At 39.6% G+C, this 21187-nt stretch carries 14 protein-coding genes; 10 read left to right on the top strand and 4 right to left on the bottom strand.

Annotation, left to right across the window (positions count from 1 at the left end):
• Positions 1 to 3 precede the first annotated feature (3 nt).
• Genes EA341_RS18275 through EA341_RS18285 form a run of 3 tightly spaced genes read left to right on the top strand, consistent with a single transcriptional unit; the run spans position 4 to position 8730 of the window.
• On the top strand, positions 4 to 3963 hold the full coding sequence (locus EA341_RS18275) for a hypothetical protein (RefSeq protein ID WP_293016615.1): 3960 nt from the start codon (positions 4 to 6) through the stop codon (positions 3961 to 3963).
• A 44-nt stretch (positions 3964 to 4007) separates the two neighbouring features.
• Positions 4008 to 6797 (top strand): hypothetical protein, encoded by a 2790-nt coding sequence (locus EA341_RS18280; RefSeq protein WP_293016616.1) that lies wholly within the window; start codon positions 4008 to 4010, stop codon positions 6795 to 6797.
• A 4-nt stretch (positions 6798 to 6801) separates the two neighbouring features.
• Positions 6802 to 8730 carry a hypothetical protein gene (locus EA341_RS18285; protein WP_293016617.1) on the top strand — a complete coding sequence of 643 codons (1929 nt, stop codon included), beginning with the start codon at positions 6802 to 6804 and terminating at the stop codon, positions 8728 to 8730.
• Positions 8731 to 8896: 166 nt separating this feature from the next.
• Here EA341_RS18285 and EA341_RS18290 read toward each other — a convergent pair whose 3' ends face one another.
• Complete coding sequence (locus EA341_RS18290; protein WP_293016618.1) at positions 8897 to 9847, bottom strand: rhodanese-like domain-containing protein; 951 nt, start codon at positions 9845 to 9847, stop codon at positions 8897 to 8899.
• A gap of 114 nt (positions 9848 to 9961) precedes the next feature.
• Between EA341_RS18290 and hppD the strand changes: the two genes are divergently transcribed.
• The 3 genes from hppD to EA341_RS18305 all read left to right on the top strand — a co-directional run bounded on the left by hppD (position 9962) and on the right by EA341_RS18305 (position 13682).
• Positions 9962 to 11056: a 4-hydroxyphenylpyruvate dioxygenase gene (gene hppD, locus EA341_RS18295; protein WP_293016619.1), complete on the top strand. Its 1095-nt coding sequence runs from the start codon at positions 9962 to 9964 to the stop codon at positions 11054 to 11056.
• Positions 11057 to 11201: 145 nt separating this feature from the next.
• A complete protein-coding gene (locus tag EA341_RS18300; RefSeq protein WP_293016620.1) occupies positions 11202 to 12935 on the top strand; it encodes a phospho-sugar mutase in 1734 nt (577 codons plus the stop codon).
• 177 nt (positions 12936 to 13112) lie between these two features.
• Complete coding sequence (locus tag EA341_RS18305) at positions 13113 to 13682, top strand: hypothetical protein (RefSeq protein WP_293016621.1); 570 nt, start codon at positions 13113 to 13115, stop codon at positions 13680 to 13682.
• Positions 13683 to 13760: 78 nt separating this feature from the next.
• On the opposite strand, the gene EA341_RS18310 is transcribed toward EA341_RS18305, so the two are convergent.
• A complete protein-coding gene (locus EA341_RS18310; RefSeq protein ID WP_293016622.1) occupies positions 13761 to 14699 on the bottom strand; it encodes a succinylglutamate desuccinylase/aspartoacylase family protein in 939 nt (312 codons plus the stop codon).
• Between the two features lie 267 nt (positions 14700 to 14966).
• On the opposite strand from EA341_RS18310, the gene murB reads away from it, so the two are divergent.
• Positions 14967 to 15980 carry a UDP-N-acetylmuramate dehydrogenase gene (gene murB, locus EA341_RS18315; protein ID WP_293016623.1) on the top strand — a complete coding sequence of 338 codons (1014 nt, stop codon included), beginning with the start codon at positions 14967 to 14969 and terminating at the stop codon, positions 15978 to 15980.
• Here the strand turns inward: murB and EA341_RS18320 are convergent.
• A complete protein-coding gene (locus EA341_RS18320; RefSeq protein WP_293016624.1) occupies positions 15977 to 16459 on the bottom strand; it encodes a dCMP deaminase family protein in 483 nt (160 codons plus the stop codon). The genes murB and EA341_RS18320 overlap by 4 nt on opposite strands.
• Before the next feature lie 161 nt (positions 16460 to 16620).
• Here EA341_RS18320 and EA341_RS18325 point away from each other — a divergent pair, with 161 nt between their 5' ends.
• The 3 genes from EA341_RS18325 to EA341_RS18335 all read left to right on the top strand — a co-directional run bounded on the left by EA341_RS18325 (position 16621) and on the right by EA341_RS18335 (position 19000).
• A complete protein-coding gene (locus tag EA341_RS18325) occupies positions 16621 to 16902 on the top strand; it encodes a DUF202 domain-containing protein (RefSeq protein ID WP_293016625.1) in 282 nt (93 codons plus the stop codon).
• A gap of 57 nt (positions 16903 to 16959) precedes the next feature.
• A complete protein-coding gene (locus tag EA341_RS18330) occupies positions 16960 to 17937 on the top strand; it encodes a TerC family protein (protein ID WP_293016626.1) in 978 nt (325 codons plus the stop codon).
• A gap of 169 nt (positions 17938 to 18106) precedes the next feature.
• Positions 18107 to 19000 (top strand): phosphatase, encoded by an 894-nt coding sequence (locus EA341_RS18335; RefSeq protein WP_293016627.1) that lies wholly within the window; start codon positions 18107 to 18109, stop codon positions 18998 to 19000.
• A gap of 64 nt (positions 19001 to 19064) precedes the next feature.
• On the opposite strand, the gene ppk1 is transcribed toward EA341_RS18335, so the two are convergent.
• Positions 19065 to 21185, bottom strand: a complete 2121-nt coding sequence (gene ppk1 / locus EA341_RS18340) for a polyphosphate kinase 1 (protein ID WP_293016628.1) — start codon at positions 21183 to 21185, stop codon at positions 19065 to 19067.
• Positions 21186 to 21187: the final 2 nt, after the last annotated feature.

Consider the following 21187-nt stretch of genomic DNA (forward strand, 5'->3'; position numbering starts at 1 on the left):
ATCATGAGCACTAAAAAACATATTCTATCCAATCAAGTAGACCTTGGGTTTCATGACATCAAAGCATCCCTAGCTCAGAGAAGTGATGCTTTCCCGGTTATGTTGTTACCTATAAGGCTGGAAACCAGATTCGTGAAAAATACCCGAGTTACTGCTGTAAGGGAAGACGTGAACCATGAAATACTTTTAGATTACTTTCATGAGGTAAGAAAACTTATTCATCTGATAGAGTTATACAAGATCAGTCAATCTACCGCTAACCAAGGACAACTCAACAGTCAATTTAATAACATCCTGAAACCGCTTGGTCAATTACCCGGAATGATCAATAATATCAGTAACCTGGAAAAGGCCGATACCTTATTGTTGACAAAGGCAACAAAGGAGCTCACAAAAGCATTTTCTAATGCAAAGCTCTCTGCCGGATCAAAAAATCAGCTCGATCGGATTTTTAAAGAACTGGATAAGTCCCTAGCCCAAGTCGCTGCCAAAAAGAATACTAAACAAGCTTCATCAGAACTATACTCAAAAACCCATCGACTTGCCGAATTAACGCAGTCCATTTATGTAGACCAAAGTGTGACGAGTCTTGAATTGGATAAGGTCATACAGGAAATTGACCAAATATTGGAAGAGATTCCTAAAATGATCAATAAAGGTGAAATAGAGACAGATCCAGATAAAATCAAAAAAATCTCTTCAAAAATCAGCTATATCAAAAGAATTCACAAGCATAGCCCAATTACCTTACAAACTTACCGGACGGGATATCCCGGCAGGATTGATTTGGCGCAAAAAGAGGAAGCTTTCAGGAAATCAATCCATGTACTGAAGTCAAAAATTGATGTAGAATATGTACCCTATATGAACTTGGTGACCGCCCTTCGTACCCAAAGGGTAATGGAAATCATTTACCAACTGGAGGTCGGGTATTTTAACCTAAAAACAGAAAATAGTCAAAAATTTAAAGATATTAAAGGATGGAATAAGTCTCAAACAAGCATTAATAAACATGTGAAATCAATACTTGATGACCTCAACCATCCATTAGAAGGTACCGAAGTGGAAATGAAGCGCTTTAAGGTTGCACACCAAAGGTATTCAAGAGAGATTCAGACTTTTAACAGCATTGGAGAACAATTGCTTAAAGAAGCCAACAAACCCGTACCAAAACCAGCTCCTCCAAAGGAAAAACCTAAAGTACCTGAAAGACCCGTTATCACATTTCCTGACAGGAGGATTCCGACCATTCCTACTCCTGTACCTTTGCCAAGGCCTACCATTCCGCAACCTATCCCGCGTCCTATTGGAAGGGTGCCTTTGACACAAACGTCCGTGCTCAATGCAATCAAACCCACAATCCAAACCACTACTTCGCCCAGCAAGGCATCTCCCATCAAAACTGAAACCGTTGCTAGGGCTATACCCACACCTGTCCCTATAAACAGCAGAATACTTGTGCCTGAAGAAATGGTAATGCGGGAAAAAGTGAGCTTAGGTACCAACAATCAATTTATAGCTGAATTTCTTGCTCTAAAAAGTCAATTGGAAATCCTTCCCAGCTTGGGTGTTAGCAGTAAGTCTATCAGAGATGGTGCAAAAAACACATATTCCAATGAACATGATTTACGTCAATTAACCGCCAGTTTAAAAACAAGGCTTCAACAGAAATCAGAAGTTGTAAACTGGATGTTAGGAAAAGTTAGAAATCTGGAAAAGACCATTCGTGTCCGTGCCGGAAATACAGGCATCCTTCCTCAAAAAACTTTGGATTCTTTGCGAGGAGCTTTTGAAACCTTACGGTCGAAATATCAAAAGGCTGTGGTCAATCTTCCGGAAAACAATGAAAATGTAGCAGTTGAGGAAACGCTAACGCTTTTACAGACAATTGACCTCAGTATACAAAATCAGTATACAGACCAAAAAAACAACAGGACTTCATTTGCAAAAGATTATATCAATCAAATCCGCTATTTGGTAGAATCCGAAGTTTCTTACGAGCTCTGGATAAGGTTTTTCCCTGATGATATTGCGGTAGATGACCATGATGAAAGGCTGACTGAAGAAGAAATAGAGCAGGGTAAAAATTATTTTAGAAATGCCTATAAAGAGACAGAGGATGTTGAAGCTTCAAGGTTAGCCGCTTGGAGGGCCTTGGCGGCAAGTGTAGGTGTTAGAAGGGCAGCCTACATCATTCAATCCCTTCAACCATCCAATTTTAATGTTCCGGATTCCATTACAAATCCGCTTACGCCATTTCTTGAAATATTCCACAGACAATTCAAGCTTTTTTTGAGTGACTTCAGGTATTTCTTATCCGTCAGTCCCTCTGAGCTCGCAGAGCTTTCGGCCTGGGTTAATAGAATTGGAAGCTCATTGGGACGGTTTACCCCTTCATTGGAAACAAAACCATCCTTACTTGAAAGTATTGATATTTTCACAAAGCTAAATAGACAACTGATGCAAACCCAAACCGAGTGGAGATCGGTAAGTCCTCAATTGGTTGCACGAATCAGGGTCTTGATAGAAACGGTTCAAAACAGGCTTAGAACTTTTTCGCAGTATAAAACAGCCAATGCCGCTGCACTGGACAAACCTTTTGAAAGGGATTTTAACTACAAAAATGTTGAAAAGAAAAGCCAATCATGGGACAGGGCTGGAATCTGTTCGACCATGCCAGACAGAATGATTGTAGGATTGAAAAATGGTGATGTCTATGAATACCTGAAGGTTGGAAACAAAATCCCGGAAAACATTCAATTGAGTTTAGACCCTTCAGATGAAAGCGAGGAGAATTTTTCGCAGGATAATCTGGGCTCTTTAAAGGTTCCTGAAAAGCTCAAGTGGATGTTCGATTTTGATGAAGCGATCAAAATTGGTATGGGAATGAAAATCAATATTGATGAACAATTTTACCTAGAGGGCTTTGATCGTGTAATTGCGACTGGAGTGAAAGACGAAAGCCCAGCAGCTGGACAAAAGAGGATAGATGAACTCTTTGAAAACCACCATTACACTGATGGCGGTCTTGAACTTTTGGAAGTCGACACACCGACCAATAATGCAGAAGGAGAGAAATCGCCCTATTCGGAATTGGATGATGATATTGATTATGCATTTGAAGCAATGGTCAAAGAAAAAAACAGTGCTGAAATTGAAAAACCTTATATCAGTTCCAATGAACTTGAAATAGCTGATGGTCAATATTTTAAAGAAGCGCTTGGGTTGAATAAAGAATTTGCTATCCATATACCCAGGGCTTTAAAAAAGGATATTTCTGAAGGAAAAGCCATGAACAGGGCACTTTACAATGCCTCCATCAAGTACTTCATGAAGACTATGGCCAGAAACTGGTTCAATCATAATGATGAGGTTAGAACCCTTGAATTTTTACAAAACTATTTATCCGCAGTGGGGTGTATTCCAAGTTTCAGAATCGGTCCCCAGCCCTACGGTATTTTACCTATTTCAGTTTATGACAATTTTATAACCGGGCCAGCAGCTGCTCATAAGAGCTCATTTGAAAGTTACTTGAGGTCACTTTCTAAATTGACCAATATTATCCGTGGGGATTTTGAAAAGGCCATGTCAGACTCTAAAAAGGTCAGGGACATCAATGACCCCAAATATTCCCATGATCCTCAAAAGTATTTCCTGGAAATACTTGGATTGGAACCAAGCACCAAAGACTACCTGTATAGGCATGGCACCAATTTGATGGGCAGGGTAAATGAGCCTGACGAATTGGATGAATCAGTAATCAGCGTTAATTGGGACAGAAATCCTCAAAAATACTCGCCTGTATCAGTCAATAACCTGATCTATGAATTCCTTGATGCCCTTGGCCATAAGACCCAGCATTCCCAATTGGCAAATATTAGAGGCTCCAGGGTATACAAAGCCCGGTACAATTATGCCAATCATATTTTGGGTCCGAAAGTCCAGTTGGGAAAGGGCCTTTAGCGGCAATAGAAGGTGCAGAAGAAGGGTACAATTATATTTCATGGTTGAAAGATAACCGCAATAACATCACCAATATTAAAATCGAAAACCTTCCAAAAGTAAGTGTAGATGGCGAAGATGTACCACAGACTACACTCCTGTTGGCAATGATCCGTGGAGGCCTGGTCTATGACCGTAGTCCAAGTGTGGTCAAGGCCTTGGAAATACTTGAAAAATTACCGGTTTCCAAATTAGAAAGGTTGCTTGCCGATCACCTGGATTTATGTAGTCACAGGCTGGATGCTTGGATGGAAGGGCTAAGCGCCTGGAGATTGAGACAGATGAGAAGTACCCAGAAAACAGGGACTTATGTAGGGGCATATGGTATATTGGAAAACCTCAGGCCACAACATGATACCACCAAATCTGAGAATGTTCCCGACGGACTGAGACCAGAAGAGGGATATCCTGTATATAAGGTTGGGGACAATCAAGGTTTTATTCACGCTCCCAGCTTACAACATGCCACTACTGCAGCAGTTTTAAGGGCTGGATTCAATGCCATGAAAGAAAGAGAAGGAAATGACAAAAACATCCTCTCTATCAATCTAAGTAGTTCCCGGGTCAGAAAAGCCCTTTTCCTCTTACAAGGAGTGAGTCAGGGCCAATCGCCAGGAGCCTTATTGGGTTATCAGTTCGAAAGAGCATTACATGAAAAATACAGATTCAGGGATAAAGATGGAAAGCCCCAGGATCACCTCGAAATGGATGTATTCATTTACCGTCTGAGGAGAAAATTCCCGACTTACGGAGACACTCCGGTCGGAGCCGAAACAGATACAGAAAGTAATGAGAGCATACGTGCCAACAATGTGGTGGACGGGGTTGCCATGTTGAAGCATTTTGAGGCATACCTTACCGATATTAAAAAATGGGATACCGATAAAACCTTTACCGAAATGATGGCTACTGGAAATTGGGAAGATTTACAGATACAGCACATCCCTACTGATCTTGCCAGTATCCTTCCAAACGTGAATGATTCCAACATAGGTAAACGCAATAGAAACCGGCAAAAAATGCTGGCCATAATCAAGGAGTTGGATGAAATGGCAGATGCTTTTGATGCTTTAGGGGATTTAATCACGTCGGAAAGTGTATATCAATTGGTAAGAGGAAATCATCAAAGGGCTGCCGGGGTAATGAATAGCTTTGCAGAAGGTCAACTACCAAGGGATCCTGAAATCATCAAAAGTTTAAGGAATGGAAACTTGGTTATCAACAGGGGGATTTTCCTGATTCAAGCACAAGGAAATCCTTCCATGTGGGGACTACCTTCTAGTCCTAAATCTTCGGCAGAACCAAGGTTCAACCTTTATTTTGCAAGTCAGATAGGTGATCCTACTGAAATACAGTTTGCGGTCATTCACCAAGGTGTGACCCATTACCTTAACATTTTGGATATTGGACTTCAACCTATAGACCTTGTTTTCCTTTTGGGAAGGGATGCAGATTCGAAATGGGAAGAGTTGGAATTCAGGGTAATTAAAACCTTAGAAAATGAAGGGTTCTCCACAGAAGGCGATTATCACTTTTTATTTTCAGATCATTTGGATACCGAGGCCAATGCGCTTTTTGACATGATTCCATTTTTTGAAGCGCTTTTTGATTTGTTCAATTCCTGTAGGGCAGCTGATGCAAGAGACTTCAGAAGGGCTGAAGATCCGGATAATTTTGAGGCATCAGGTGCCGGTCTAGAGATCACCCAATTTTTGGAAAGGATAGACAATATCATATCGGAATTTGAGGAATTAAGGACTGAATTGGCAGCTCTTGACCTTCAAAAAACCGAGTATACTGCCAGTGAAATAGATGCAGGATATGGCCTCTTTAAAAAGCTATCTCAATTTGGATATGCGAATTACTTCCCCAACCCACTTGAAACGAAAGCTGAATTCTTCAGTGAACAGTTAGGAAAATTACACGAAGCAAAATCCCGCATTGAGATCAAAGCCATGGAGATACTACAGCTACAGGAAGAACTCTTGGTTGAAACCGAACATGCCAAAATCCTAAATTTATCCAATGAAATCGTGACGGCGGTTTTTGGAAATGGCATGAAAATACTTCCATTGATTTCTATTCCTGAACATTCTTTTTGGCAGGATAGCGTGCAACAAGATCCTGAAAGTAATTTACTCCAGTATTCAGGTTTGGAGGGATTGGAAAAGTGGCAGCATGATTCCGGAACTGTAAGAAAGAATATTGCCAAACTGGAAAACCTTCGTATGCTTCAGGATGTATTGGAGAAACCGGAAACAAGCGTCCTGCCTGCTCAGGTGGCCCTTTCAGGGCAGGAATCCCCTTCCCCTTACTGGATGGGAACATCTTATCCTGAAGGTTACCAAGCTGAGGGAGACTATCTTTCATTCGTGCTCTATGGTGGAGAAAACCTGATAGGCCAATCCCGTTTAACAGGATTGGTGGTGGATGAATGGGCAGAACTAATACCTGAAAAAATACAGACCACAGGAGTTGCTGTACATTATAACCAACCGGACGCTAGGGCAGCTCAGAGCATTTTGATGGCAGTTCCTCCAGAAATTAAAGGAAGCTTAGACATTGAGCAGATAATGCTTACAGTTGAGGAGGCTCTTAACCTGGCCAAGCTTCGCACATTTGAGCCAGATGATTTAGACGGGAGCTCATTTTCCCAGATTCTACCTGCCACAAGTGCTTTGGCCTATGGCTTCGCTGAATTCCTTCGGGCGTCAGAGGAGGACCAAGTTCCTGATGAACAATCACTGGGCTGGTATATAGACTATTCTATCACGAACAACCCAATTAACGACTGAAAAAATGAGCGGAATATTATATAATCCATGTGAACCATTTCAGGCATACAATAGGCTTGAAGGAAGAACTAGAGAGGAATCCTTGAACTCAGCATTAAGTGCCAAGATTCATGACCCACTTTGGATGCTCTCCAGGCAATGGCAATTCGGGGAATTTAAAGGGGAAGATACTGGAAGCGCAATTGAAGCCAAAGTGGCTGTAAAAACTCAAAAATTAAATTACTTCAAACCCAACTTTGGACCTTGGGGTAAAGTGGATGACGCTTTACCCATGGAGGTTTCCGTAGAAAAGCTCCATCAAAAAATCGGTATTCGTTCATCCTACTACCTTGGAAAAAAATTACTCAGAAAAATCAATGAATCACTGAGCGGACAAGCAGGATATGCACCAAGTCTGTACGAAAATGATCTCATCAAAGCTTTTTCATTCCAACCTCCAAATTTAAATACAGATGATGACGAGCAAACCTTGGCCAGAAATGGGCAAATCATGGCCAGGACCCAAGCGTATCAATACCTCAAAACACTTGAAAATAAGGCCATCGACGGAGCCAGAATACTGAGTGCTTTTTCAAAAAATCCTGATTTCTTGAATGCCTATTCCAACTCAAACCCGGGAGGTTTTATACAGCCTGCACATTTAAGTGCCCTTAAGGGCGTATTTGCAGCTTGGAAATCAACGGTCATTGAAGATTTCAATTTACCTGAGTTAGAAGAGCAACAATCATGGATCTCCGAAAAAATGGAATATGCTTTCGATACAGCATCTATCAAGATTCAAGAAGAAGACCAAAGGACCTTACATGCAGAATCCTATTTTCAGGGACACTTAGATTGGTACTCCTTTGATCAAATCCACTCTGCTGATCCAATTGTATTGCCTGATATACCAACTGACAATACCAAAAGACATGTCCTAACCTTGATTCCTTCCGAAGCAAGTATTGCCGGTATGCCTGTCTCAAGGTGGTGGGAAATGGAAGATGGAAAAGTAGACCTTGGCAATATGGACGCCTCTGACACAGACCTGGCTAAGATTTCCATCACTCAGTATGCTATGAATTATAGCAATGACTGGTTGGCCATACCATTTGATGTGGAAGCTGGCTCCCTCTGTGAAGTGGAAGGCATTGTGATCAAAGATGTCTTTGGATTCAGGACACAAGTAGAAGCAGCCAACAAACAAGATGAATCAGGCTATTTGGGTTGGGGAATGTTTGGACAATCTATACTTAATGTTGAAAAAGAGTATTTGGGAATGGACCAAAAAGTGTTTATACCTGATGCCTTGGCAAAAACAATAGAAGGAGAACCTGTAGAAAAAATAAAAATGATCAGGGATGAAATGGCCAATACAGTTTGGGGAATAGAAGCCATAATTCCCGATTTGATGGGTTCCGGCATCAGCGGTTCAGATACAGCAAATAAGGTAGAACAGATTTTAGAAAACTTCCTAACACAAGAGGAGGAAATACAAGAAATTGCTGCAGACGACCCATCCTACCTTCCGATCGGAAATGGTGAAGGCCAAATCAGACAATTTAAGCCCCCTTTAAAATACAGTTTGGCCAATAAGATATCTGAAAATTGGATTCCCTTTATCCCTATTCATAAACCTGGACAGGCTATCAACAGGGAGATTACTTTCCAAAGGGCATCCATGCCTAGGACAATTGCAGGTATGGAGCCACATGCAGTGAGGCCTCAATCGGCTTTTTTAAGAAAGGGAATTGAGGAAGACAATCGGCAAAGTGAACCCTACTTTGTACACGAAGAAGAGGTACCGAGGGCAGGTGTGACGTTAACCGGTCAATACCAATTGACAAGGTGGTATTCAGGCAAAAGGGTCCTATGGTACGGTGCCAGAAAAATTACCGGAAAAGGTGAGGGAAGCAGTGGTTTGAGATTTGATTTATTGGCTGATAATAAGTAAATTGGATTATAATTAAAGAAATTAAAGAAGCGAAGCGTAACAGACGTTAGTGAATCTGTAAGGTGAAGAAGAACTTTCAACAGGAGTTTGTACCGTAGGTAGCTGAGCAGGGCTCAGATAGAAAGAAGTTCAATCATACAGTCGACGGGGCGAAAGAGCGGCCCGTCTATTTTTTTTTATGGGGTAGAACTTTTTTTATTACGGACACACATTCCTCAGGAGTTGTCCCATTAACCTTAAAACCTGGATCCTCACCCATTTTTCTATACACACTGCTCTGATCATAGTAATGTAAAAGTATCTCAATAAAGAGTCTATAATCAGAGTTTTCTAAGGCTCCCGTAGCCCTTTTGAGATCATTATCTGCCAACCTGTCTCCCAAAAGCTCCACTTGTCTTCTCAAAAAACTATCATCCTTACCACAATAAGTATCAACCAAGCGTGCTACCCTCAAGTTTAGTGGTACTTCCAATTGGATTTTCGGAGCTTTCTCAATTTGTTCGTAAAATTGTATGGGTAAATACAATTGTCCCAAATACCTACCTTTCATTTCCATAATTATGGGTCCATCCTGTTGAAAGAGCCAGTATATTTCATTTTCGAATTGCTCTTGAGAGATTTCTGTATCGGCATCAATTCCTCCAAAAACAGAGCCCTTATGGTTTGTGATTTTTTCTAAATTCAAGACAGGATACCCTTCCCTTTCCAATATTTCCAAAACCTCAGTCTTTCCTGAACCGGTAAGCCCTGTTATAACGATCAATTCATGCTTTTCTGCCCAAAATCTATTGACTCTTTTTCTATAAGCATTGTAACCTCCCTTCAAAGATTTCCCTTCCTGAAATTCCGGGCCAAACCAGTTTTTGAAAAACCGGCTTTCTACTTCTCCTTTTTGACAATAGTAAGTAAAGCTCTGATAGCCCAATTTGTCCACAAGAGAAGATTCCATTTTTTGATATTTGGACCTGAAGTGGCGCTCTCTGTCTTCAACGGACATATTCCGAACATCCTCTAATTCTCCCTTTTCAAATATGGGAAAACTGATTGAGCCAGGGATATGCCCCTTTTCAAAAAAAGAGGTTTCCCTTAAATCTAAAATTTTCTCTCTATGCTCCATAAAAATTTCAATATCAGACCTTACTTCTGTGATATCTCCTAAAATTTAGATATAAATTTTATCTTTGCCCAACGAGTAATCTACAAGAATACAAAACCCAAAAATAATTTTGACATGGAAAATGATTTTCTCCCTATCAATGGGACAGACTACATTGAGCTTTACGTTGGTAATGCAAAACAATCCGCTCTTTATTATCAATATGCCTTTGGTTATGAATTGATAGCCTATGCCGGACCTGAAACAGGGATCAAAGACAGGGCGTCTTACGTGCTCAAACAAGATAAGATCCGTTTGGTATTGACAACGCCGCTTTATGAAAATCATCCTATTGCTGATCACATCAAAAAGCATGGCGATGGGGTAAAAGTATTGGCCCTTTGGGTTGATGATGCCGAAAAATCCTGGAAAGAAACAACTTCCAGAGGAGCTGTATCATATGAAGATCCCAAAATTGTAACTGATGAATTTGGTGAATTGAAAACAGCCTCTATCAGAACTTATGGCGAGACCATTCATACTTTTGTGGAGCGAAAGAATTATAAAGGTGTCTTTATGCCAGGTTTCAAGCCTAGGAAGAGTGAGTACAAATCTACACCTATTGGACTGAAATACATTGACCACTGTGTAGGCAATGTGGGCTGGGGTGAAATGAACAATTGGGTAGAGTTTTATGAAAAAGTCATGGGCTTCAATCTTTTGATCACTTTTGATGACAAAGATATTTCCACCGATTATACTGCACTGATGTCCAAGGTAGTATCCAATGGTAATGGATACATCAAATTCCCTATCAATGAACCTGCCGAGGGTAAGAAGAAATCCCAGATCGAGGAGTATTTAGACTTTTATAATGGCGCAGGGGTACAGCATATGGCCATCGCAACAGACGATATCATACATACGGTTACTGAATTGAGACAAAGAGGTGTAGAATTTCTTCAGGTACCAAACACTTATTATGATGATTTACTTGAAAGGGTTGGAGAAATTGACGAAGATTTACAGCCTCTCAAGGATCTCAATATATTGGTCGATAGGGATGATGAAGGATACCTGTTACAAATCTTCACCAAGCCTGTACAAGATAGGCCAACGCTGTTTTTCGAAATCATCCAAAGAAAAGGCGCCAAGTCTTTCGGAAAAGGTAATTTCAAAGCGCTATTTGAAGCGATAGAAAGAGAGCAGGAATTAAGAGGTAATCTTTAATACTCAGATGATAAGAAAATATAAAAGCGCAGGACTTGGAGACAAGCCAGCGCTTTTTTTATGTACTTATACATAAACTCCCCATTTTTTATGACTTTAATTATCTAAATCTTTAAATTAGAAACTCAATCCTAATTTTTAAAACATGACAACGATAGATCCGATTATCCTAGCAAAAGCAGAAAGCTGGTTGAACAGCAATATTGATCCAAAAAGTAAAGAAGAAATAAGAGCCCTGCTAGAGGCCGAGAATAAAACAGAGTTGGTCGAAGCCTTTTATAAAGATTTGGAATTTGGCACCGGCGGACTAAGGGGTTTGATGGGTGTAGGTTCGAACCGAATGAATGTCTACACCATAGCTATGGCCACACAGGGATTAGCCAATTATTTATTGAAGTGTTTTCCAGGCGAAGATATCAAAGTGGCAATCACTCATGATTGCAGGATAAACAATACACTTTTCGCTGATACCACAGCAAATGTATTCACAGCCAATGGCATCAAAGTAAAGTATTTTAGAGAGCTAAGACCAACTCCCATGCTCTCCTTTGCTATCAGACATTTTGGGTGTAAAAGTGGTGTAATGGTTACTGCTTCCCACAACCCTAAGGAATACAATGGTTATAAAGCCTATTGGGACGATGGAGGTCAGGTAGTGGCGCCACATGATAAAAATATTATCGACGAAGTACAGAAGATCAAGTCTGTAGATGATGTCAAATGGGATAAAAATGATGCTTTGATATCTTATATAGAGGAAGATTTTGACTTGATATATTTGAATCTTGTTAAAAAATTAAGTTTGTCCCCTAATGAAATCATGGTTCAGAAGGACATGCCTATTGTCTTTTCTCCCATTCACGGGGCTTCCAATAAAATGGTTCCTGCTGCTTTGAAAGTTTTTGGTTTCGAAAATATCCATGTGGTAAAAGAGCAAGAGGAACCGGATGGCACATTTCCAACGGTAATTTACCCCAATCCAGAAGAAGCTGAAGCCCTTAATATGGCCTTGGCTCTAGGGAAAAAAGTCAATGCCGAACTGGTAATGGCCTGTGATCCGGACGGTGATCGTTATGCTGCCTGTGTGCCGGATGGGAAGGGTGATTTTGAGTTGTTGAACGGCAATCAAACTGGGGCTTTGCTCACCTACTACCTCCTTAATAAATGGAGAGAACATGGCAGGCTTACTGGGGAAGAATTTATGGTGAATACCATTGTCACCACTGAACTGATTGATGTTATATGTAAAGACTTTGGAGTGACTTGTTTTTCAGTCTTGACAGGTTTTAAAAATATTGCAAATATTATCCTTAACCTTGAAGGCAAAAAACAATTTATCGGAGGAGGTGAGGAAAGTTATGGCTACCTCGTCGGTGATTTTGTACGCGACAAAGACGGGGTATCGGCATGTGCTGTATTTGCTGAGCTTGTGGCCTATTACAAAACCAAAGGAAAAAGCATTCAGGATGTATTGGCTGAAATTTACATGCAGTTTGGATTTTATAAAGAGTCCCTGATTTCTGTCACCAAAAAAGGTAAAGATGGAGCGGAGCAAATTCAAGCCTTAATGGCAGGGTTTAGAACCAATAGGCCAACTGAGATGAATGGCATCAAGGTGGTTAAGGTAATTGATGTAAAAGAAAGTAAAGTCTACGATCTTGAAAACGGGACTGAAACTGAATTGGAAATGGATAAATCCAATGTAATACAGTTTTACCTTGAAGATGGGAGTAAAATTTCAGCAAGGCCTTCCGGTACCGAACCAAAGATCAAATACTACTTCTCTGTCAATGAGGCATTACCAAATAGAGATGCTTATGATGCTGTCTCGGATAAGCTGGATGCAAAAATCAATGGACTAAAAACTTATTTTGCCTAACCGGTAAAGTTTATAGAGATGTGAGAAATTTGGCTACATGGCAATCAGCTGTGTAGCCATTTTTTTTTAAATTCTGAAATCAGGATAAGTTCTATTTTTCCATTAATTTTACCTTTTGTTACGAAACAAAATAACTGTAAAAAAGCGTTTTAAAGACGTCACCAAAATCATAAAACAATGAGACTCCTGAGTAAAATATTGCTATTATCTGTTTTTGTCGCTGTATTCTCCTCATGTGACAGAGAACCAGACAGACCCGATTACTACTACAGGTTCAAAGTCAACGGTGTTCAACAAGAGTTTCGTGCCAATGATGAGGCTGGGATTCTTTTTCTCGAGGATCCTAATGAAGTGAATAGGTATATGCTTTTTACTATGACCACCCGTAATGACAATCAAAAGAATGCTATATACATCAGCTTAAGAACGCTGGAAACCATAACAATCGGCACCCGTTACGAGATGCAATTAGGGATCAATGTCAACAATAGAGTTGTTCCCAGAATTACTACCCTCTATTTTGATGAGAATGGAAACCAATTTATAGCCGACCTCTTGCAGCGGAACCACCCTGGAGCAAGAGATGACGGATGGGTAGTTTTTGATGAATTGAATCCACAAGGCAGTATTGGCAGGTTTGAGGCAACCTTATTCCCTATAGACGACGATGGAGAATTGTCTGAAAGGCAAGAATTAAAAATTACTGAAGGGGAGTTTTTCATCCCTAACAATATCTCATTAAGGTAAATAAAATCCAGCTTAAGCTGGATTTTATTTAAGGGTGATATACAGTTTTGATAGTGAAACCCTTTTAAAAATACAGACTCAAACCCTACCGATATGAACCAAAGCATCCCCTGCATTGACCACAGGATTGTTATTTAGTCCAATCACATGTCCATTGTATGTTGATTTGACAGGGACTTTCACCTGACCGTAGGGATCAGATATTTTGGCAAGCATTTGCCCTTTTTTCACTTCATCCCCCAACTTCACTGTAGAATTAAAAATGCCGGAAGCCTTAGCTCTAAGCCAAGAACTTTCCTTCAGAATAAGTGTGTTTTTTGTAAAAGTAGGCTCTCCTAGCATTCCAAGATGGCCGAGCATCCTTTTGGTTCCAGCAATTGCTTCATCAACGGCAAAATCATCCAATCGCATAGACTCTCCTCCCTCATATACCAAGATGGTCTTTTTACGCTTGTAAGCTTCCTTTCTAAAAGATTTATCAATATGAGGAGAGTTTAAAATAAAATGAGTTCCAAAAGCTTTCGCCAACTCTACACCCTTATTATCCTTATAATCTACCCTGATCTGGGGAAAATTAGAAAGCATTCTGCCACCAGTATGGAAATCAATACCATAATCAATTTGAGGAATTATTTCATTACTGAGAATAAAAGCAATCTGTGAAGCCAAAGACCCTTTCTTACTTCCGGGAAAACTCCTGTTCAAATCACGGCCGTCCGGAAAGGTCCTGCTATTACTCAAAAATCCATAAACATTCACCAGAGGCATAAAAATCAATGTTCCCTTGATAGGGTTCAAGGCCTCCTCATCAAGCATTTTCCTTACGGCAATAATCCCATTGATTTCATCCCCATGGACGCCTCCTGAGATCAATACAACAGGACCATCTTCCTTCGCTCTTTTGATAAAGACAGGTAAATCAATCAAAGTATGAGAAGGTAATCTTGCGATGGCAATCTCTATGTTTAATGTCTGACCTGGGCGAACCCTCACTCCGTTGATTACGATTTCTTTCATCTGTTTATATTTTGTTTTATTCAAAAGCCATTACCATTCCCTTCCCTAGGAACTTGTCCAAATCAAGACGTTCTCCGGTTCTGGAACAGGGAATCTTTTCCTGTAGCAGACAGCAAACATGATTGTCATACTTGAATCCCAATCATCCCAACAACAGAAAAACGTTTTGGATAAAAAGTTTAACCTTCAAATATAGCAAGCTAAATTGATTGAATTGGCTTTCAATTTGGTCAAATTCTTGTTTAATTCGCAATACATTTTCAGGCTATGCAATTACAAAAAGACATTTCCCTCCTCCCCTACAATACTTTTGGAATAGATAAAATAGCCAAATACTTTGCTGAGGCTACCAATGAACAAGATATTCTTGAGGCTATTGATTTTTCCAAAAAGCTTAACCTCCCTTTGATTGTTTTGGGTGGTGGCAGCAATATACTTTTGACAAAGGACCTGAATGCTATATTGTTGAAGATCAATATTCAAGGCATGGAGGTAACAAAAGAAACAGCTGAACATGTTTTCGTAGAAGTAGGTGCTGGTGTCAATTGGCATGACTTTGTGTTGGATAGCATAGAAAAAAACTGGGCTGGTGTAGAAAATCTCTCACTCATACCGGGTACAGTTGGTGCCTCTCCTATGCAAAACATAGGTGCTTACGGTATAGAGATCAAAGAAGTTTTTGAAAACTTAACAGCAATAAACAGGGATACTTTAGCTATTGAAAAATTTGATTGGGCACAATGTGAATTTGGCTACAGGGAAAGTGTTTTTAAAAATAAACTCAAAGGCAAGTATATCATTACCCGGGTTTGTTTCAAGCTGAATAAAAAACCCATTTTCCACACAGCCTATGGGGCCATTCAAGATACTTTAAATGCCATGCAGGTAAATGACCTGACTATCAAAGCGATCTCTGATGCTGTCATTCATATCCGTCAATCTAAATTACCCGATCCAAAAAAGATTGGTAATGCAGGCAGCTTTTTCAAAAATCCGACAATAGAAACAGAAAAGTTTGAAGCACTGAAAAAGCAATATCCTTCTATTCCTGGTTACCCTATGCCTGAAGGTGTAAAAGTACCTGCCGCCTGGCTTATTGAACAGACCGGATGGAAAGGAAAGAGATTTGGCAATATTGGTGTGCACCAAAATCAACCCTTGGTATTGGTCAACTATGGTGGTGGTGATGGTGCCGAGATCAAATCCCTCAGCGAAAAGATACAAAATTCTGTAAAGGAGAAATTCGGCATCCTGCTTTCCCCTGAGGTCAATTTTCTTTAAATCAAAGGGTCATCAAATATGATTTCCTTCTCATATTTACTTACCTCAACACCAAATTTTTTAAGAAACTCCACACCCTCATCATGAGGCAGGCCTTTGTACTCCGCATAGGAGTACATGTACATAACCTTTTGAATTCCCATAGAAAAAATTATCCTGGCACAAGCCAAACAAGGTGCAAGCGTCACATATAAAGTGGATCCTTCAACCGAAGTATTGTTCTTGACAGCATAAAGGATAGCATTTTGTTCTGCATGTAATGCAAGCGTACAACTGCCTTTGCTATCCCTAGCGCAGCCATGCTCCGGGAATTCTTCGTCACAGTTGTGTGTACCCGCAGGAGGTCCATTATACCCAATCGAAATGATTCTGGTTTCTTTGGTAAGTACAGCACCCACATGCTTTTTGATACAGTGGGATCTTTTGGCAAGATTCACTGCCAACTCCATAAAAATATCATCAAAATTCGGTTTGCTCATAACTGTTTACTAAGGTATATATGCTAAGTAATTACTCTCAATACCAAAAGTAAGTAAACCCAAAAACTAATAGCAGTTTTATATATAATTTTATGGTTTCTATTTTGCCACACATATTCCTAAATTGCATGCTGAATCAGGTTTGAAAAACTCCTTTCAATATGGAAAAAGAAAATATACCAGAAAATGAGCTCATTGTCAGAGATTATCTTGCCAGGCAGCGAACCAACCTTGCAAATGACAGGACATTGCTTTCTTATATCCGCACTTCTCTTTATTTTTTGGTCAGCGGTACTGCATTGATGGAAGTCAATGCTCTGGAGCATATCAGTGATCTTGGCTTCTTGGCCTTCGCGTTATCATTAGGTATGTTGCTTTTGGGATTCATCAATTATTTTAGGGTAAAAAGGAAGCTTAGAAAACATTATTACCAAAAAATGTGATTTGAAAGCTTAAAATCCCTGAATTCAGATTTACCTTACCATTAATCCTAAGCTTCTGTGCAGCAAGAAACCTACGTCATAGTCATATTCGCCATTTTGATTTTAGGCCTTTTAGGCGTGGATTTATTTATTTTTAACAAGGAAGATCACAAGGTAAGTAATAAAGAAGCCATTAAATGGTCAATCATCTGGATTGGGCTTGGCCTTCTATTTGGTGGCTATATTTATTTGGATTTTGGAATAGAAAAAGCTTCACAGTATTACTCTGCTTTTTTGATCGAAAAAGCTTTGAGCGTAGACAATCTCTTTGTTTTTATTTTAATCTTCAAGTACTTTAAAGTACCTGAAAAATACCAGCATAAGGTCCTATTCTATGGTATTTTAGGTGCAATTGTATTGAGGGCAATCTTTATTTTTTCAGGAATAGCCATCATCAACAGGACGTACCTTCCCGAGTTCGAACTCTTGGGAAGGGCATTTAATGTGAATATCATATTGACCATCTTTGGTTTATTTCTCATAATAGCCGGTTACAAGTCATTTAAAAATAGAGGGAATGAAGATGAAGACAAGGATTTTTCGAAATCTCTTGGTACCCAGCTCATTCACAAATTATTCCGGGTTGATCCCAAGTATCATGACGGGAAATTTTTTGTGAAAATCAACGGGAAAAATTTTGCAACCCAGTTATTGGTAGTTGTGGCAGTGATTGAATTCACTGATCTATTATTTGCTGTCGACTCCATACCAGCGATTTTTGCAATTTCCCAAGATCCTATGATCCTCTATACTTCGAATATTTTTGCCATTTTAGGGTTGAGGGCACTTTACTTTTTACTATCCAATAGTTTTGAGATGTTCCATTATCTACAACATGGTCTATCCTTTATTCTGGCCTTCATTGGCCTAAAAATGGTGCTTTCAGCGACCTATCACCTCCCCTCTCAAGTGTCTTTGGCGGTGGTGTTTTTGATTCTGACAATGAGTATTCTGGTATCTGTCAGAAGGTTTAGACAGGATAATACTACAGCTTAAAATTTTGTGAAGGTTATTGTTTTCAATCCCCTATTTCAAATTATAAACTTAGTAGTTTTACACATCAGCTTTTGAAAAAATATTTTTTCATTTCTCAGAAAAAATCTGAATAAGCTATTAATGCAGATCCTATGTTTTATTTTAGCACGAGACCAAATGAAAATATACATTGAGACTTGCTGCAGTTGATATAGGCTCAAACGCCATCAGATTACAAATTACCCATGTAACTCATTATGAAGGAGTCGTCAACTTCAAAAAATTGGAATACTTACGTTTTCCATTGAGGTTAGGATTGGATGTCTTTCATGAGCAAAGAATCTCAGACAAAAACAGACGGAAGTTTGTAAAATTGATGCGGGCGTTTAAACTACTGATAGACTTGTATGAAGTAGATGATTATATGGTCTGTGCTACATCTGCCATGAGAGAATCAATCAATGGGAAGGAAATTGTAGAAGAGGTAAGGGAAGATGTCGGGCTGAAAATCAATATAATAGATGGAAATCATGAAGCCGAATTAATCAACATGGCCCTTGGGGCGCACATTGATCAGAAACCTTACTTGCATATAGATGTTGGCGGAGGCAGTACAGAATTGAATATTTATAAGAACCATGAAAAAATAGCATCCAAGTCATTTAAAATCGGCTCGGTAAGAGCCTTGGAAGACAAAGTGCTTCCTTCTGTCTGGAAAAGCATGAGCAGCTTTATTAGGGAAAACGTCAGTGTAAAAGATAAAATCACCTGTATAGGCACTGGCGGAAACATCAATAAGATTTTTGAACTTGCGGGATCCAGAAAAGGCAAAATTTTCATCAGCATGGATAAAATCAAGGAAATACAGATGTATTTGGAATCATTTAGCTTTGAAGAGCGGGTAAATAAAGTGAACCTCAACCATGATAGGGCGGATGTGATCATTCCTGCTTCAAAAATCTACCTTGCAGCGATGGAGGCAGCTTCTTCCAAAAAAATGATAATCCCTGAAGTTGGGTTAATGGATGGTCTTATGCAGGTTTTATACAAAAAGAACAAGAATAAAAAATCATCCAAAAAATAAGCCTCAAGCTACTTGAGGCTAATAAAATCACTTCTTGATTGCACTTTATAATCCAACCTTGGGATTAGAACAACTTAACCTTCATCACTTCTTCAATTTTCACATTGAAAAATTCTTTGTGAACATTGAATTCATCTTCATCATCCTGAGGCACTTTTCTTTCGTAAGATCCATCCTCAATCATCTTGTAAGAATTGACATTATCTCTTAAGTTGTAGGCTAAAATATTGATCAATTGTTTTTCCAACAAAGGATCCTGAACCCTGAACAAAGACTCCAACCTTTTGTCAAAACTCCTGACCATCATATCGGCAGAGCCTGCGTAGGTCCTGGTTTCTCCATTGTTGTGGAAGTGATAAATCCTGGAATGTTCCAAAAACTCTCCTACAATAGAAATCACTTCAATATTTTCACTTAGCCCCATCCTTCCCGGCCTCAGACAACAGATTCCCCTGATGATAAGCTTTACAGGCACCCCCGATTGCGATGCTCGATAAAGCGCATAAATGATCTCAGAATCTTCAAGCGAGTTTACCTTGATCACAATACCTGAAGCCAATCCATTTCTTGCATTTTCTGCTTCCTGTTCAATAAAGGCAATCAACTGATTCCTCATATCCCGGGGGGCAGTAATAAGATTTTGGTAAGTGGTAGGCATGGAATGTCCCGTAATTACATTGAAAAACTCTGACACATCATTGGCCAAAGTTTCATCTGTAGTCAATAAACCAATATCTGTATACAACCTCGCTGTATCTTCATTGTAATTACCTGACCCCAAATGAACGAAGCGGGTAACCCTGTTTTCATCTCTCCTGACAATCAACATCAGTTTGGTATGGGTTTTCAAGTTGCTGATCCCATAAATCACGAAGCAACCGGCTTTTTGAAGTTTTTTTGCCTCCCTTATATTATTTTCTTCATCAAACCTCGCTTTTACCTCAAAAAGAACTGACACGTGCTTCCCATTTTCGGCGGCCCTTAGCAGGGCTTTAGTAATACGGGAATCTTTGGCCAACCTATAAATTGTCATTTTGATGGCCATCACATTCGGGTCATCTGATGCTTTTTCTATGAGGTCGAGAATGGGGTCTATATTATTATAAGGGTGGTGTAAAAGAATATCCCTACCCTTGAGTACCTGGAAAACGTCATCAGTGCCTTCCTGAGGATAAGAAATAGGTGGCACAGGATTAGGAATATACGGCATTTTATCCTTAAACCTCTTATTTCCAACTATTTGCCAAAGCCCATTGAAATCAAGCATACTGGCTTTTTCAACTTTGAAAATGCTATCATCCTGGATATTCCAACGCTCTTTAAGTAAGCTGACCATCCATTTACTGTAGCCTTCCTCAATCTCTATCCTTACGACCCTGCCTGTTTTTCGCTCATTCAATTTCCGCTTGACTTCTTCAAGGAAGTTAGCATCCATGTCTTCACTCTCTTCCAGAGTGAAATCTCCATTTCTTGTAATCCTGAAAAGGTTTACAGATTCAATATTGACATTTCTAAAAAGCGAAATGAGATTTTCCCTGATGACTTCTTCAATAGGTATATAGACTACTAAGTCTTCCCTTTCCACCTCAAAGAATCGCGGGATATTGGCAGGTATTTGTACAAAAGATAATTTCCTGTTTTCTTTTTTATCTCCCGGGGCCAAGGTGACCACTCCAAAAATCAAAAGTTTATTCATCAAAATAGGAAAAGTTCTATACCCATCGAATACCATGGGCGTAAGCATGGGGTAAACCGCTTTATTAAAATAAGCCTTGATGTACTCCCTCTCTTCCGGCTCCAGATTTTTCACATTGCTGAGAATGAATCCACTACTGTGCATTTCAGGAAGCAAATTTTTTACAAAATGTTCCTGCTGCCTTTTATGAAACGCTTGGCACTCCAAGAGCAGCTTCATTTTAAAAGGTTCTTCCCGAAGCCCAGAATAATCAACCCTTTCCTTATCATAGTCAAGGTAATTGTATAGTGACCCTATCCGGATCATAAAAAATTCATCCAGATTGGAAGCTGTAATGGCTAAGAATTTTAGCTTTTCAAGAACCGATCTGCTCTGCTTTTTGGACTGGTCAAAAACCCTTTCGTTGAATTTCACCCAACTCAGGTCACGACTGACCAAGTCAGAACTTTCAATTATATTTTCAAATTTATCTATAGCTGCTACTTTCATGA

Origin of the sequence: Mongoliibacter sp. (assembly GCF_007692705.1) — a bacterium.
GTDB lineage: Bacteria > Bacteroidota > Bacteroidia > Cytophagales > Cyclobacteriaceae > Mongoliibacter.